The following is a 15,841-nucleotide window of genomic DNA, read 5'->3' on the forward strand; positions in this document are numbered from 1 at the left end:
GGGCAAGCACCTACGCAGAGCAAAGGCGATTCTTTAAGATGGCGGGATGAGCGCTCCCGATCCAAACGACCCCAGCGGCGATGGCGCCGCTGGCGGTACACCACCGCCTCGGCGCGCGCCTGGCGCAGGCGAACGAAATGCGATGTTCGGCTACACGCGTCAGTACGCGTCTGCGGCCGCCGCCATCTACCACGGCCTCCAGACCCGGCAGTTGCGCTGGGTGGGTGTGGCGGATCGGTGTGCGGGCATCGCTGATGACGTCGTACTCGGCTTCGACGACGAAGTCATCGGCCACCAGTTCAAGTCCAGTCGCGATCCGGACCCGTTTCGCATCGCTACGCTCCTGACCGGTGGGTCGGGTTTGCTGCCCGGGCTGGTGCAAGCCTGGCAGGAGCTGAAAGCCAGCTGCCCCGACGTGCGCATCCGCCTGCGGGTCGTGGTGGACGATACGCCGTCCGACGCTGATCGCGTCGGAACCGAAGGCACGACACGGCAGTTCGTCGCCGAGTGGCAGGCCAATCCGGACCGGTCGCTGGCGCAGTGGCGCGCCACGCCGTGGGGCCCGTTCCTGGACGACCTGCATGTGGCCTCCGGGCTGACCGAACCCGAATTTGAGGAATTCTTCCAGCACGTGGAACTGGTGCACGGTGACCAGCCGGATTTTGCGGCGCGCTACGGCATCACGAGCCGAACGCAGCCACAAGTCGACCGCATCGCCGATCGTCTCCCGCACCTGGTCGCGCGCGTGCCCGAACGCGATCGGTGGACGCGGGCCGAATTCCTCGAGGAGATGAGCTGGCCCGAGAACGAGCCGCGACGTCGCCATCAATTCCCGGTCGGCGTGGCCGTGCAACGAAATCCCGACACCGAAGCGCAACTACAGCGCGCGGTACGCGACCATCCAAGCGGCTACGTGTCCTTGGTCGGCCCGCCCGGTTCAGGCAAGTCGACCTTGCTGCAGATCGCGCTGGAAACCGAGCCACAACTCGTGGTCGTGCGTTATCTGGCCTACGTGCCCGGCGGAGCGCAAGGCATCGGTCGCGGGGAATCCGCCGACTTCCTGGACGACGTGGCCGCCGGCCTACGCAATACCGGCCTGCCCGGCTTACGGTTTCTGAGAGAGAACGAGCGCCACCGCCGCGAAGAGATTGAAGCCTTGCTGGCTCAGGCCGGCGAGCGGTTTACCACCGACGGCCTGCGCACCTTGATCATCGTCGACGGCCTGGACCATGTGCCGCGCGAAGAGCGACCGATGCGATCGTTTCTGGCCAACTTGCCGCTGCCGGCAGCGGTGCCTGACGGGGTGCTCTTCATCCTGGGTACCCAGCGCGTCGACCTGCCCGACATACCTCCGGCCGTACGCGACCAGGCCAGCGTGGCGGAGCGCCAGGTCGAAATGCAGGGGCTGTCCTTGGTGGCCATCGCTGCCATGGCCGATGCCCTCGGCGTGCCGACGGCGGTATCTCGGCCGCGCTTGCGTGAGCTGACCTTGGGTCATCCGCTGGCGACGCACTACCTACTACAGGCGTTGGTCGCAGCGGAAGATAGCGCCACGCGTGATCGGATTCTGCGCGAAGGGTTCGAGTACGTGGGCGACATCGACGCACTGTACGCGGCCGCCTTGCGCGGCCTGGAAGAAGACAACGAGGTGCTCGACATCTTAGGCTTGGTGGCTCGGGCCGAAGCACCGCTGGACCCGCGAGACCTGGAAAGCCTGTATCCATCGGCTGCCATCGAGCGGACCTGGCGTCAGGTTCGCCACCTGCTCAAGCGTTCAGGCCATGCTTGGTCCATCTTCCACAACAGCTTTCGGCTGTTCCTGACCCGGCTCACGCGCACGCGCTACGGACTGCCGGACGCAGACCATTCGGCGCGCGCCTACCACCAGCTGGCCGACTTGGCCGCACGGGCTCCCGCGAATTCGCCACAGCGTTTTCTGGCGGCTCGCTACCTGATGCGCGCCGGCGCGCACAGCGAAGCGCTGGCCTTGGCCACACCGACGCTGTTCCGCGCGCAATACCTGGCTGGGCGCGCGGCGTCGGAGATTCGCGCGGACGTTCGCCTCGCGTTTCGTTCCCTACAAAAGGTGGTCGACCCAACCGCGGCCTTTACGCTAATCCTGGCCGCGGACGAGATGTATCGGCGCGCCGAGGCCTTCGACGAACCGGACGAATCGATCCGGGCGCTACTGGCACTGGGGCTGCTCGAGGAGGCCGAGGATTTCCTCGACGAAGTCGGGGGCGACGGCTTCCTGGTCGTGGATGCATGGTTGAAGCAGGGCAACCTGGATCGGGCGCGAACCTTGTTCGAGCAGATCGAACCGCTGCACGACCTAGGCAGCGACCGCATGAGCAACGGGCCGTCCATGCGCGTGGACGAATTTGGCCAGTGGGCCGAACGCGCGAGCGAGTTTCGATCGCCCGCCGAACTGGTCGCAGGGATCGACCGCGTCGTCGAGGCGCTGCAACGCGAGCCCGGTCCGATCGACGAGCCCGAAGAGGTGGGATTGCAGCTGCGCGAGCGCGCGGCGCTGGCCGCGCTCGCTCGCAATCCGTTGGCTGACCGCGACGCGTTGATCGCCGACTTTCGCCTGGAGCCGACGGCACGGGCGCTACTGGCGACCCAAGCGGCACGGCAGTTGCTGGCGGATGGTGCCGACCTGCTCGCGCAGTCGACCGCGGCGCTCGCCGAAGCAGTCGCCGACGCTGCGGCGCTCGCGCTGGTACCGCGGGGACTTCGTCGCACCACGCCACTGCTCGCGGCGCGGCGCGGCCTCATCGCGCAAGCGCGCGCCCTGTATGACGGCGTGTCGACGCCGGCGCTGAACGAACTGGACAACGCTACGGATTTCGGCCGGGCAGGCTACCTCGTCCGCGCTGTCGTGGACGCCGCTGAACTGGGCGTGTGGATGGACCTACCGGCGCCGCCGGCATCGCCGCCTAGAATGGCCGTCTTGCGCCCGCTCCAGCAATTTGCCCTAGATACCGGACAGCTCGCCGCGCGTAGCCGACGCGCGCCGCAGAACGTCGTCGCTGGCGCCGCAGCACAACTGTGCGCCAGCTTCATGCGCTACGTGTGCCGGGCCGGCACGGGCGGGGTGGACGAGCATTTCGCCGCCCTGCAGCTCGACAAGGCGGCCCCCGAGGTGTTGGGTTCCTTGCTCCGGTCGGCCGCACGCGTTGGCGCGTCGGAGTTCGCGGGCACGGTGGCGGCTTTCGATCAGGTGCTCGCCGAACACCCGCGCCAGGGAGGTCGCCACACGCCGTTGCAGATCCTGGTGGCGGAAGCTGTGGCCGGGGTGAGCAACGATGTTGACGGGGCTCAAGGGCGGCTGGACGCCTTGCTGGGACAGCGCGAGGAAGGCACCCCCAGCCAGTTTCTGGCCTGCACGGCACGGCTGGCGCAGGCGCTGGCGCGAATTGGACGTCCCGAGCGCGCGCGCGAACTGCTCGCGCAGCAGCGCGGCGAGACCCTGGGCTACGCCCTGCGGGCCAAGAAGGATCCGCAGTACGCCTTCTGGGCGAGCCTGCTGCAAGCCGCCAACCGGGCAGACCCGCCCGGTCGGGCGCAGCGCGTTCGCGTGCTGGCGCGCCAGGCGATCGGGATGAGCGCCACCGAAGGGCGCGATGCAGCGCACCGATTGGCCCATGTTCTCGTAGCCGAGGCCGCCACCGACAGCGCAGCACTTGCGTCCAGCGTTGCCGATGCCTTGCTTGCGAACCAGTTGATCGACTTCCCGGCGATGGTTGACGGGTTGATGAAAGGCACCATGCGCCGCGACCCGTCGCGCGTGTTGGCCTGTGTCGAGCTGTGGGTGGCGTTGTGCTTGCCCTTCCACCGTGCCGCCTACTACCGAGAATCGGAAGAAGGTGAATTCCTGCACGAGGCCATCCGTCTTACAGTGCCCGAGCAGCTGGGTCACGTGCGCGATCGATTGCTTGGGAACATCGAGCGACACGCACTGATCGACGTGCGGCCGGATGCACTGGCGGCCTTGCGCGCCGCGCTGCTCGCACGTGGCGAAGATGCCACCCCGGTCGACGCCGCCTTGCAACGCCTGGAAGGTGTTCCCGGTCTGCGTCGCCGAATGGGCAACTCGCCCACGCGCTACGACAACGTGCCAGACATGGTGCAACTGATCGCGCGCCTGGATACGGACGGCGCGGGTGGGGAAATCAGCTACGAGGCCTCGATGGCGTTTGTACGCGTGCTGCCGGACGCGGACTTCCCGGCGGCGCTGGCCCTGTTCGATCGCCATCCCAAGCTGCAGGCCGATTACAAATGCCGCTTCGGCCTGGTGGACCGCGCGCTGACCGCCGGCGATCATGCGGCCGCGACGCGCCTGGTCGCCGCCTATCCGCCGACAGGCGACAGCAGCGCGCGCTGGTCGTGGATATGGGGTGGCGGGCTGCGCCGCTATTTCGCGGCGCGCCTGCAGCTGGAGGGCGACGCGGTGTTTCCCACGGCTTATGCCAACTTCATCGCCACGCTGGTGGCGGGAGAGGAGCAGGTCAGCGCGCTGCTGTGGGATGTCGACGATATCTGGCCGGTGCTCACCGCGTCACCCGATTGGGCTGCGATGTGGGCGGCGGTGGAAGAGCAATTGCCGAGCACGCGCGACTACCGGCTTGGCGAGGATGTGAGCGTTGATGCGGCGCTGACCGACGCCACGCTCGCTGCCTCCCTGATCGAACGCATGCTTTCGTTGCCGGTGACCGACGTGCGCTGGCATGCCGGCCGCGCGGCGCTTGCGCTTGCGTCCGCCGATCCGCATGCGTTCGCGCACCTGATGGCCACCCTCTTAGCCAGTGGCGAGGACGACGTTGTCCTGGATGGCTTGCGCCTGATGCACAGTGCGACCCGCGTGGAGCCCGATGCCGAGCTCGTCGCGCTGGTTATGGGCCTCATCAACAATGCCGACTTTGGTATTCGAGAACTTGCCCGGCGGCTCGCCACCCACTGGGGACGAGAGGTCGACCCGGTGACGACCCCGATGCCCGCGTTCTACAGCCTCGCGCTTCCGCCCATTGGCGCACCCGGCCGCGCCGACCAGTTGCGTGCGCAACCTTTCGGACCGCCGTCCGTGTCCGATCCAACGGCTTGGAGCGCGCCGTTTCGCGACGCCATCGAGCTGCTCGCCCAGGTCACCGGCGTGTCCGAGGACCACGTGCGCCGCCGCGTTCAACAGCTGATCGACGGGTGGGGCGGTGTGGATGCCTTTGGTCAGGCAGGCATCCATCGCTTGGAGGCGCGCCTGTCGAGGTTTGGCCTGCAGAACACCTTCTTCTATCCCCACGTAATGGGGGCGCTGCGCGCCTTGCGGCACGTTGCCGGCGAGTTGGCTGCCGCCGGCCACATCCCGAGCGACCGGGTCGACGAGCTGCTGCACGAGTTCCAACTAACGCCAGCCTGGCTTCGTACCGACGTCGACGCGCGGCCGGCGTTCGTAAGGCGCCCGGTCCTGTCCGAGGTGCGTGGCGACGAGACGGCGTGGTTGGAGGGCGTCAACGACGATGTCGCCGACCACGCAGCCGCGGACTTCGTCTTGGGCGAGATCACGTGCTACCGCGGCCGCTACGTCGATTCCCGGTACGAGTGGAGCCACTTGCGCTTGCTGGGTGTGCTCATGCAGCCGACAGGAGATCCGACCGAACTGGTGCACAACCTGCCGACGGGTGCGCCGGTCCAGCTCGTGGCGCGGCCGCGGCTGGGCGCGATGCCCCGCTGGGAATTGGTCGTAAACCCGCATATCGCCGAGCAACTGCGCTGGCGATCGGTCGATCAAACCACGTGGCGTGACATCGATGGTGAACTGGTGGCGACCGCGCATTCCTGGCGGGACGGCGGACCGGATGGCGAGCTGCACGGCGAGTACTTGGAGGGCGAGGGCGCCGTCATCGTGCTGACCGCGGCCGGCCGCGAACAGTGGAACGCGGAGCGCGGAGGCGCGCGCACTGATGTGTTGGCGCGACGGCAAAAGCAGCAGGGCAGGAACACCTCGGCGCGAAACGCACGCGCCACGCGTCCCGCACCGACCCAGAGCGACGGCGAATCCTAAGTCGGACATCATGTCCGGATAGGCCCGTTGTCGTGCTTTGGGTCGGAAGCGGTAGCGGTCATCTCGGCGCAATAGCAGGCTGGTCCTCCCTTCATTTTGGAGTAAGCCATGGCTGCCAAGCGCAAGCATCGCCGAGCTCCTTGGAACAAGGGCAAGATCGCAAGTCAGAAGGCGCCGCTGAGCTTCGAGAAATTTGGGCCATCCGAGTCCGGCTTCAGCTGCGGCGAGACTTGCGCGACCTGGCTCTGGCTGGGTGCTAGCGTAGAGGATAAGCACCCAAGCGGTGCCCTATGCGGGTTCGGCTTGAACTAATTGCTAGGCGCGTACATCGGCGCTGGTGATAGCAATCGGCGTAGGTTGTCCGTCGCGAATTTTCTTTTCTGCAATTCGCTCGAATGCGGAGCGATTTGACGTGAATTGATCTTGTGCAGTGCCCTGTGCATTGCTTGGATCTATGTCTCGCAATGCTTCGGTGGAAATCATGCAAATGACACTGGATCCATCAACGATTGCCTCAAAGTTGATCCCGAACGTCTGCGGATTGATTGCGTACTTACCGCTAAACGAAACCTGCATATTCCACTCCATGAGAGCGCCAAACTACCTAGTAGCTGAATCTCTGGGCTCGGTTATACGGCTTATCCACAGCGCACCTGATGGTGGGCGATCCCCCTTGACTCGATCATAGGACAACTGGTTTACGCTAACAAGCTGATGTACAACCGGACCCACCAGGGTGCAGAACGTGCGCTCCGCAGATGTCCGCTTTGGGTCGAAATCAGACACTCACCATGCCTCACCCTGACCCGTTGGGGCCAATGAGGGCCAGTGGGAGCTGCTGAGGGCTATTGGGGGCGAATGGGGTTGGTGGAGCCACGGGAACCGGGTTCAAACCGTCTTGGCTGGCTGATGGGGGCTAATGGGGGCCAATGAATGTCGATGGGGGAACGTATGCGGCCCGAGATTCAAACCTGGACCCCCTACCTGGTCAAGGTCCCGTAAGCAGAGCGATTTCAGGGACATAGAGCGACACGGCACGGCAGCGCGGGTCAATCGGATAGGGCCAGTTGAGGCCCGCCCGCAGGGCGAAACGTTTGCAATGAGCATCTGTGCGGAAAAGCCTTCCCAGCGCCGGATCCTTGATACGCTGGAGTATGGCTCGCGAACGATCGCGGACTTCGCCCTCCAAATGATGCAGCTGAACTGTAGTACGTGTGAGACTTCGATGCCAAAGCACCCGAAACGTTCAAGCATGCCACCCACGCTTGGCGAGGTGCTATCGGCACGCTCAGCTAGTGCTGCCCCAGCGGCGCATTGGAGCGAAGCGGATCTAGCGTTGCTTTTGGAAGACTACGCCTCCGCGGCATCGGGTTATGCGGCTGCGGCCGATTCCAATCCGGTCGAGCGCGCCAAGCACGGCTTCTGCCTCGGTATGCAAGGCGATGACGCCGGCGCCGAAGCTCTGCTGAGCGAAGCGAACGTTGGCGAGCATCCAGAGGCGCAGGCTGTGCTCGCGTGGATCTTGGGCGGCCGCTGGGGCCGACGCATGCGCGGACTGGGCGGCGCGCAGACCAGTCGTCGCCTGGCCGACCGGCGGTTGCGCGTCAATGCGCTGTTCAAGTCGGCGCTCTCGCACGACCGCCCGCCAATGATTGTTTTCCACGCCTTGTTCCACGTGCTCGGCACCTATCACGAAGATGCCGGCCCGCAGGCCATGCGGGCGCGCGCGCTCTACCCCGACTGGGCCTGGCCGCATGCGATTGTTGCGGGCAAGCAGCGCGTCGCCGGCAAACTTGACCCGGAGATCCTGGACGCCCTGATGCGCACGCTGCCAGGCGCGCGCCACGAAGACGTATTCCATGAAGCCTATGTCTATTCAATGCGGTTGGCGCGCTGGGCCGATGTCGAGCGCGTAATCGAGGCGCTTGAGCGCTTGGTCAGCCACGACGCGCAGACTGGGGATCGAAACCTTGCTTCCCTCGCGGAGATGCGCGCAATGCTGTCGCTGCATCGAGCGCGCGCCGGCGAGACCAGCGCCTATGAAACCGTCCTGGATCAGCTCGAAGCGTTCGTGCCGGCGGTCCCACACGTCGCCGATGGCCGTGACCCGACTGTCGCACCGAAGTTTCTGCTCCAAGTAGCGCTTGAGACGGAGCAGAAGGACCGGCTGCGCGAAGCGGCGGCGGCATTGGTGGCGCGAGCCTGGAACTCGCACGGCACAGGGGGCGAGGATCTTGACGCCTGGGGTGCCTATGTCGCCACGCCCAGTCTGGACGGCGTGCTGCACTTCGGGCACTTCAGCTTCGACTTCACTACTCGCTGGCGTGAGGTTGAGGCGCAACTCAGTGGTGCTGTGCGCGAACGCTGGGGCCTCATGCTGGCTGCGGACGCAGTGCTGCATCGAGATCCCGAGTCCGACCAAGTAAAGCTGCTGTGTACCAACCCCGAGCCAGGGTTGCCGTGGTGGATCGGTCGGGCTACCTTCGAGGCGTATGCGACTCACGCGGAAGACCCGGCCGGCGCTGGCGCTGTACTAGCCCAACTCGCCGAGCGCGCCGCTGGGACCTCGCACGCTGAAGACGACCGCCTTCCCGCGCCTCTGGAATCTCTCATCGTTGACGTCGAAAATCTCAAAGACCCCGTGACCATGTTCACTGGGGCTCTACACTGGTTGCGCGCGACCCCCTCCGCCACTGGCCAAGCGCTATTAGAGCAATGGGGAGCGGACCTGGCGGAAGTAAGCGGCGGCAAGGCAGTGCTTTCCAGCCTAGCGACGCTGTCGCTATCGCGCGTCGACTCGGCGATCGCGCGCGAGATGAAGGAACTCGCCGAGATGCCCGACAAGCCGGAAGACCGGCTGGCGGCGGCGCTGGCGCGCTATCCGCAGCCTGAATCTACGCGCGTTTGCGCCGAGGACCTGAGCCTACTTGAGGCGGCGACCTTGGTCGCCCTGTTGCGCGCCAGTCCGCTCGATCACGTGAGCTGGAGACTGACACCCCTGGCCAGCTTCGGCCAGCGCTTCGAGCCCACGAACAAATTCATCGGCACCTTGTTCGAGCTTATGAACAAAGGGGTGCTCGCCATTGATGAGTCGACGCCCGCAGGGGTAGTGAAGGTCGAAGAGGACGGGCGACTGACCGCGTATCTATCGCGCGTGGTGTGGCGCATCTCCGCGAACACTCTCGCGCTGCAGCGGGCGATTCGCGACTTGCCTCGCGGGAAGTGGCCCGAGGCATGGCGAGACCATGCTCCGGCACTCGCCCGCGATCTCGGCGTCGAGGAGTTGGTGACATACCTCGATCACCTAGTAACCAATCGTGGCTTGCCCACGCCGAACATGGATGACGCTCGCGGGATATTCCGTTCACATCTTGAGCATCTGTCTATCGCGCAGTGCTACTACTTGGCGCACAAGACGATGCGTGAGACCCTGGACTATAAGGCACGCCACCGGCCGGGCCATGCACAGCTCAAAGCTCGCATCATCAACCTGCTGCGCGGCAACGGCGAGCGGGCAATCGCGCAGGGCTGGGATACGAGGTACGACCGCATTCGCGAGTTGCCGCCGTCGCTACTTTGGGAAGCGCTGCACGACGTGCTTACCCGCTGGGGCCGGGCCGCCTTCGAGCAGCCAGTTATGTCCTTGATGCTTAAAGACCCCGAAGTACCTCCGGAGCACCTCTGACCCCTCCATTGGTCAGGGCGGAAGCCTCCGGGGCCGACGACCGAGCGCAGTGCTACATCATTCGTATCTGTGGCGGTGCCAAGCGTCTCTTTTCAGGAGGCAAGAGTGACATCAGGAAGTCCGGTTCCTCAATCTCTTCGACGTCACATCGCGCTTCAATCTCCTCAAGGAGCCACGAGGGGAGGCGCACATAGGGTGAACTCGGGGCCAGCTTCCCACTGCCCTCGGCTAGCGGTCATGTGCGATGAGCGCCCGTACAACCTGTACGAGTAGTGCCTTTACGGGGGCCTCAATTAGCGGTCCTCGTCTGTGGTGCTGGCCACCAATCGCAGTTCTCAGTGGCCGTCAAGCAATCCAAAAGCGCTTGGTTGAAATACCCGCGTGCAAACAGCCGCAGGCCTGGCGCCATGGGGGGCGGGTGCTGAATTACGGATTGGCAGGTTGCCGCATAGTCCTCGCACGCTAGCAAGGTCTCCCGGATCAGATGGCCAATGGCTGGCCGTAGCGAACAAAGTTCGTTTGGAAGCATGTGCTCTGTTGTCCATACGTCGAAGCTGCTGAACGGCGCCATGCTGCGTGGCACGGCGAAGCCCTTTTCAGTCACGAAAATCAGTTCGAGCGTAACGCCTCCATGCATGAAGCGATCACGCGATGCGCGAAGCATCTGGAAGAACGGGGCGCGTCGTGCGTAGAATGCAGCAAGCGGTTCAGGAACTCGGAACTGAGATTGAATTTCTTCCACAGTTCGCACACGACCTTCACTCAGACACATCCTGGCGAAGCTCGATGGCATTTGTCGCTTCGAGATCGACTGGTCGAAAAGTTTCACGGTGTCCCACTGCGCGGCGATGATCTCTTGCAGTAGATCGAATATGCTGCGGCACAGCGAGAAGAGGTACTCAAGCTCGGTGATTACCATCCGAGATGCGGATGGGCCAAAGACGGACGAATGCTCCGCTAGAAAGTCAAGCTTGCGGACTGTCGCGCTTAAGTTGAAAAAATCTGCCATCAGGCCCTTGTAGGGCAGTACCACGCCGCCCCACGCGCATCGCTGTGCAATGAAGTCGAGGACTTGAAGAAATGCGTCGCTCTCGTGGGCCGGTGCATCGCCAAAGTAGTAGCCCTCAGCTAGCGATCCTTTGACTTTGATGAGGCCTTTCCCGCCTGAAACCACATGTGCCATTCGTCGCGCACGAAGAAGGTCAATGAGGTCAGCGTGCGCCCTTGAAAGGTCTCCGCATCAACAAATGGGATCTGCTGTAGTTCGGAAATCGGAATGGAGGTCATGGTGCGAAGAAGGGGCGGGCGTCTAACCGACGGCAAGTATCAAGAATGATAGAGTCGGCGCGGCTTCGGGTCGAATGCGGACGCTGGCCATGCCGCACCCTGATCAGTAGGGCCAATTTGGGGGCGGTGAGAGCTACTGCGAGCGAATGGGAATTGGTGGAGCCAAGGGAACCCGGCTCAAACCCTCTTGACGGGCTAATGGGGGCGTTTGGGGGCTCCTGGGGGCCAATGAGGGGCCGGTCGAGGATTGTACGAGCTCCCTAAAGTTCGGCCAACTTCCTGCCGCTTTCGGCCACGACGTTCCATCACAAGGAGATCGAGACACCCCTTAGCGGCGGCTTGCGGTCAGTAGCGGTCCAATGATGACCGCCCCCCTCCTTGGGGTGCGTTGTAGCAGGCATCTACGCAAAGAAGCATGCCGATGAGCCGCTGGATTTGCGCCGTTTCCGTCTTCCTGCTTGTTCTTGCTCCCCACGGCTCCGGCCAGCCGTCGGATCAGCGCGTGTTGCGCCCACGGGACATCGTGCCGCTCTTGGTCGAATGTGGCGGTCCGGGCCAGGTCTGCTGCACACCGCCGCGGCCCATCGACTTTCCGGCAACATCGGGGCCGCTGGTGACCTGCAATACGGGATTGGGTTGCGACCTGGCCAGCAATACTTGCGTATCCCCGTGCGGCCGTGCGGGACAGGTGTGCTGCGATGGTCCGGACACGCGGGCGCCACGATGGACGTCCGACGGACGCGTCTATGTGCCTACCGGCCTAGTCCGCGAGATGTGCACAGGCGCCGTGTGCGATCCGCAGGAGCGGCGCTGCAAGGCAGGCTGTGGCCTGCACGAAGGCCAAGCCTGCTGTCCGCCGCAGCCTGCCATCGGCGTAGGCACCTGCCAGGCACCCTCGCTGACCTGCGATCTAGTCGTCGGGAACAACCGTCCGTACGGCACCTGCCAAGCCTGTGGGCGATTGGGGCAGCCTTCATGCGCGGGCGGTTGCTTCGACCGCTCCGTGGAGCAGAACGGGATGTGCGTGGGCTGCGGGTATCCGGGCATGCCTGTCTGCAATGGCGATCCGCCCTGTAACGCCGGCGCGGCGCCGCATCCCGCGCACCACGCTACCTGTGTGGAGGCCGGATGGAATGGCCAGCCTTGCATGCCCGGGAGCCTGTGCCATGGCGGCAACCAGTGCAACTCCCGGAACATATGCGAGAGCTGCGGAATGCCCGGTCAGCGCTGCTGCCATTTGGCTGGCGTGGCGCCATGCTCTCCCGGCGAGTGCTCGCAGGGCGTGTGCAAGGCTTGCGGCTATTTCAACCAGCCCCAATGCGCGACTGAACCGTTGTGCCGTGAAGGCACGCCGCACGGGGGCTTTTGCCGCCCCTGCGGTGACGCAGGCCAACCCTGCTGCCGGGGCATGTTGCAGAGCTGCAACGCAGGTATGCAGTGTCGAGACGATGCGTGCCGCGTGCCAGGCGCGGGCGGGGGCGCCAGTAATCCGCGAACCTGCGGCGGCAACCCTTACACGTTCTCCACACGGCAAATCGAGGTTTTCTACGAAGACGAAAACAGTTGCGGCGCCCGCACAGAAGTCACCGCCAACACGCCCGAAGAAGCGTTGCAGTGTGCGCGGAACTTGGTGGGCGATCGGGTGATCGGCCTGCAGGCCTCGATGCACCAGGTGTACTTGTCCTGCCCTTCCTCCGATTGCACGTCGCAACAGTATCTGGCGCGCGACCAGGAGTCGGCTGAAGCCTGTGCCGAGTTCTCCCAGCCCAACTGCGAGGTACTGAGCGTGCCGTGTCAGTAGTACCTGGCCCAGGCAACGCGATAACTGTTGTAACCGGCGCGGCCACGACGTCACAGCCGACCACCCTGCCCACAGTTCCAAAACGCACGCTTAGGAGGAGACATGGAACGCAATACCATCCCCGTTAGTGACGCTGTCTTTCGTGAGGTTTACGACTCCCCGGCTTCACTGCCGGGGAAGCACCGCTGGGTGACGGCATGCGAGGACGTGCGCGCCATCGAGCAATTGCTGGGAATCCCGGAAAAGACCATAGGCGCTCCGCTTTGGCTCAATGCGGATCATCGACACTGTCCAAAATGCCAGCGCGAGATCTCCTGGCTGGATATCGTGTCGTCCGCGCTGGAGCAGGTGCATTCCAGGGCGATGATCGCGCAGGTGATTCTGGGCAATCAGAAGTATGTCAACACGGAAGCTCCCAAAGCCATTGCAGGCTTGCGCTGCGTCGGCTGCAAAACGCCTATCGAAGATCTGCGGAGTTTCAAGTGCCACAACTGGGCATATGCAAAGCCTGAGATCCTGTCGGTGCTGCAAAGGGTCAATTCGGCATAGGAGCCGTCATAGACCAACGACTGCTTCCGGCCACGAGCGGCCATTAGCGGGCTAAGCCGCGTCGCGGTGTCGCCTTGAATGAACTATTAGGTGGCTACTAGAGGTGCACTGGGTACTCCATGCCGTCCAGCGTGAATATCACTGGCATGCCGCGCTTCATGAGTTCAAATCCTAAGTGGGTTGGAACACTGGCATCTCGCGAAATACGCACAGGAGGGATTGCGCTGCGTCCCGGCTACCGCAGAGCAGGCTGCGGAGTACTCGGTTGCGCAAGACAGAGCGTGGATCGTCATGGTGCCGACCTACGGGACGATAACGAGCGTTCCAAGCTCGGCCGCGTGTCACGACCCTTTCGGTACGTTCCCGCAGTTGAACCTCACGATGCAGGAGAACACCGAGGGCTTCACCTATTACGCCTTGCACGAGCAATTGACGGCGAAGTCGGCCGAGTTAGCCGTAGCCTCGCAACGCGGCAAGCTGCCCGGACAGCTCGCCGCTCGACGTCCTACAAGTCGCACGGGCGCAACATGCTTTAAGCGCCCCTCCTCGCGCCACGAGCACATGCCTGCAATGCACGCATGCGCGCGCTAGGAAAATTTAGCCTGAAGTTGCCGCTCCAATTTAAAGATGTCTTCGCGCGCATCAAAATCAACCGTGTGAAACCCACTAAGCGCCTGCAAACGTTTGAGCTCACCCCAGGCCTCGTAGTCCTCGAATGGATTCACGCTCATGAAGTCGAGGGCCTCCGCCCCCGTCGCAGGCGAAGATCTGTCATTCATAATGTCCGCGAACCGATTAATGGCCGCCCCTAGATCCCATCCAGAAACAAATAGCAACAAGGCCGCGAACGCGAACAATGCCGACTCATTCGCCACTCGCTTCGCTTTCGGCGCTCCTTTTATAAGCAAGCAATTAACAGATATAAATGAGGCTAGGCGCAAAGTGACATCATATTCGATACGAATCGCCGCGGGATCAAGCACACACTTCCCGTGATTGGCACTAGCCAGTCTCTGGACGCGATCCGCCGAGTCATGCAACCACAATCGCTCGCGCCCAAGAACGCCCAACAGCTCTGCATGCCGACTTCTGTAGGCAGCTATCGCGGCTGCTCGCCAATCGAAACCAGGGATTCTGACTATGCTTCTCGTGAGTTCGACTCCGTACGGAAGGGACTCGTAGTCAATCTCTATGGAGCGGTGCATGCCTTGGATCCACTTAGGTACGCGCGGATCCAGGGTTACGAGAATACTCGACTCCTTCCTTACGCTTAACACCCACTCACGGAGATTTCGAGCTGAATAATAGCTTATGAATCCTAGACGCATAGCCCTTGCCACCAACTCGCGAACTGCGCGCTGGATCTGCGTCCTTGCGTCATCGAACTTCACTATGTTCCCCGGCAACTTCCCCAGCCTTACCCCTACGAAGTCACACTCAGGCAAATGCTTTGAAGGCCCTCCTTCATCGGCATATCGAAAGCCCCATCGGCGCTTAGTGGATCCGGCTAATGTCGGCGGCGACACCTTTGCCACCTCGGCGCCTGTTATAAAGCAGGAGGGGCATTCTATATCGTTCCGAATTTCTTCGCGCCACTTCTCTGGAATATCATCATCACCCGCAGAAAATTCCTTGCCCTCCCGTTTCGCAAGGTGGCAAAGAACTTGCTCCACTTCGACTTCGCGCCCTATAGATCGATAGAATCCTGTTAACAGCATAGACAACCCCTGTCCTGAGGGCCTAATTCTTGCTTGATCGGACAGCGGCCGATAGCCCCAATGCATCGAGACGAGAACACAGATACGTTTAATACGGCATGACTTGCTCGGTTTGAGTATTCGCTCTATGAGACTCGCGGTCGCGGCCGTAGCTCAGGGGCCCGATTCGCGCTCGCAATTCACCATCCACTTGCGCGAGCTAGTCTTCAAAACCCGCTTCCCCGCATATGAGCGGCGAAGCTCCCCATCAAGAGCCTATGACTTCGCCAATACGAGAGCCTCGGCCGACTTCTGCGCAGCCATTCTCTCTTCGTCGCCGGCTGAATCCGCCCCGAGTGGGGAGCTTCCGATTTCACTTTCGGTCCGTGACCAAATCCCTACCTCCAGCGCCCCACCCTTCGCATCAGGCACCTCACGCATAGACCCAGCGACTGCTCGCCACTTGCATTAGCTCCAGGAAAAGCCCATATGCCCTGCAGCGCCTATGGAAGGACGCATACTCCCGCTTTACGGGTAAATCCCTGTCCGCACATTCGCCGATCAGCATCCGCACATTAATAGTCAAGTCGCCAAAACGCCATTCGCTTTCTTTGCTATCGATCATGCGAACAGCGCATAGAGCAAGGGCGACATGCCCCCCGCTATCAGGCCGACCAATGCCCCAACGAGCACGACAAACAGCAGCATACCAACCGCACGAATCACCCGGGCCAACCTATTAGACCTTAGCACTGCACTCTATC

Annotated in this window: 6 protein-coding genes; 3 read left to right on the forward strand and 3 right to left on the reverse strand. The window is 63.1% G+C overall.

Annotated features, from left to right (window positions below; genetic code table 11):
- Positions 1-142 precede the first annotated feature (142 nt).
- Complete coding sequence (locus tag AC6CH2_RS07185) at positions 143-6,058, forward strand: AAA family ATPase (RefSeq protein ID WP_498268626.1); 5,916 nt, start codon at positions 143-145, stop codon at positions 6,056-6,058.
- Between the two features lie 315 nt (positions 6,059-6,373).
- Here AC6CH2_RS07185 and AC6CH2_RS07190 read toward each other — a convergent pair whose 3' ends face one another.
- Positions 6,374-6,646, reverse strand: a complete 273-nt coding sequence (locus AC6CH2_RS07190; RefSeq protein WP_498268627.1) for a DUF1488 family protein — start codon at positions 6,644-6,646, stop codon at positions 6,374-6,376.
- A gap of 748 nt (positions 6,647-7,394) precedes the next feature.
- On the opposite strand from AC6CH2_RS07190, the gene AC6CH2_RS07195 reads away from it, so the two are divergent.
- Entirely contained in the window at positions 7,395-9,743 is a 2,349-nt protein-coding gene (locus AC6CH2_RS07195; RefSeq protein WP_498268628.1) for a hypothetical protein, read from the forward strand.
- A 289-nt stretch (positions 9,744-10,032) separates the two neighbouring features.
- Here the strand turns inward: AC6CH2_RS07195 and AC6CH2_RS07200 are convergent, their stop codons facing one another.
- Positions 10,033-10,926, reverse strand: a complete 894-nt coding sequence (locus tag AC6CH2_RS07200; protein ID WP_498268629.1) for a hypothetical protein — start codon at positions 10,924-10,926, stop codon at positions 10,033-10,035.
- Between the two features lie 2,007 nt (positions 10,927-12,933).
- Here AC6CH2_RS07200 and AC6CH2_RS07205 point away from each other — a divergent pair.
- Positions 12,934-13,380 carry a DUF8243 domain-containing protein gene (locus tag AC6CH2_RS07205; RefSeq protein ID WP_498268630.1) on the forward strand — a complete coding sequence of 149 codons (447 nt, stop codon included), beginning with the start codon at positions 12,934-12,936 and terminating at the stop codon, positions 13,378-13,380.
- A 587-nt stretch (positions 13,381-13,967) separates the two neighbouring features.
- Here AC6CH2_RS07205 and AC6CH2_RS07210 read toward each other — a convergent pair.
- Complete coding sequence (locus AC6CH2_RS07210; protein ID WP_498268631.1) at positions 13,968-14,363, reverse strand: hypothetical protein; 396 nt, start codon at positions 14,361-14,363, stop codon at positions 13,968-13,970.
- Between the last annotated feature and the right edge of the window lie 1,478 nt (positions 14,364-15,841).

The sequence above is a fragment of the Lysobacter sp. GQ73 genome (assembly GCF_059758755.1).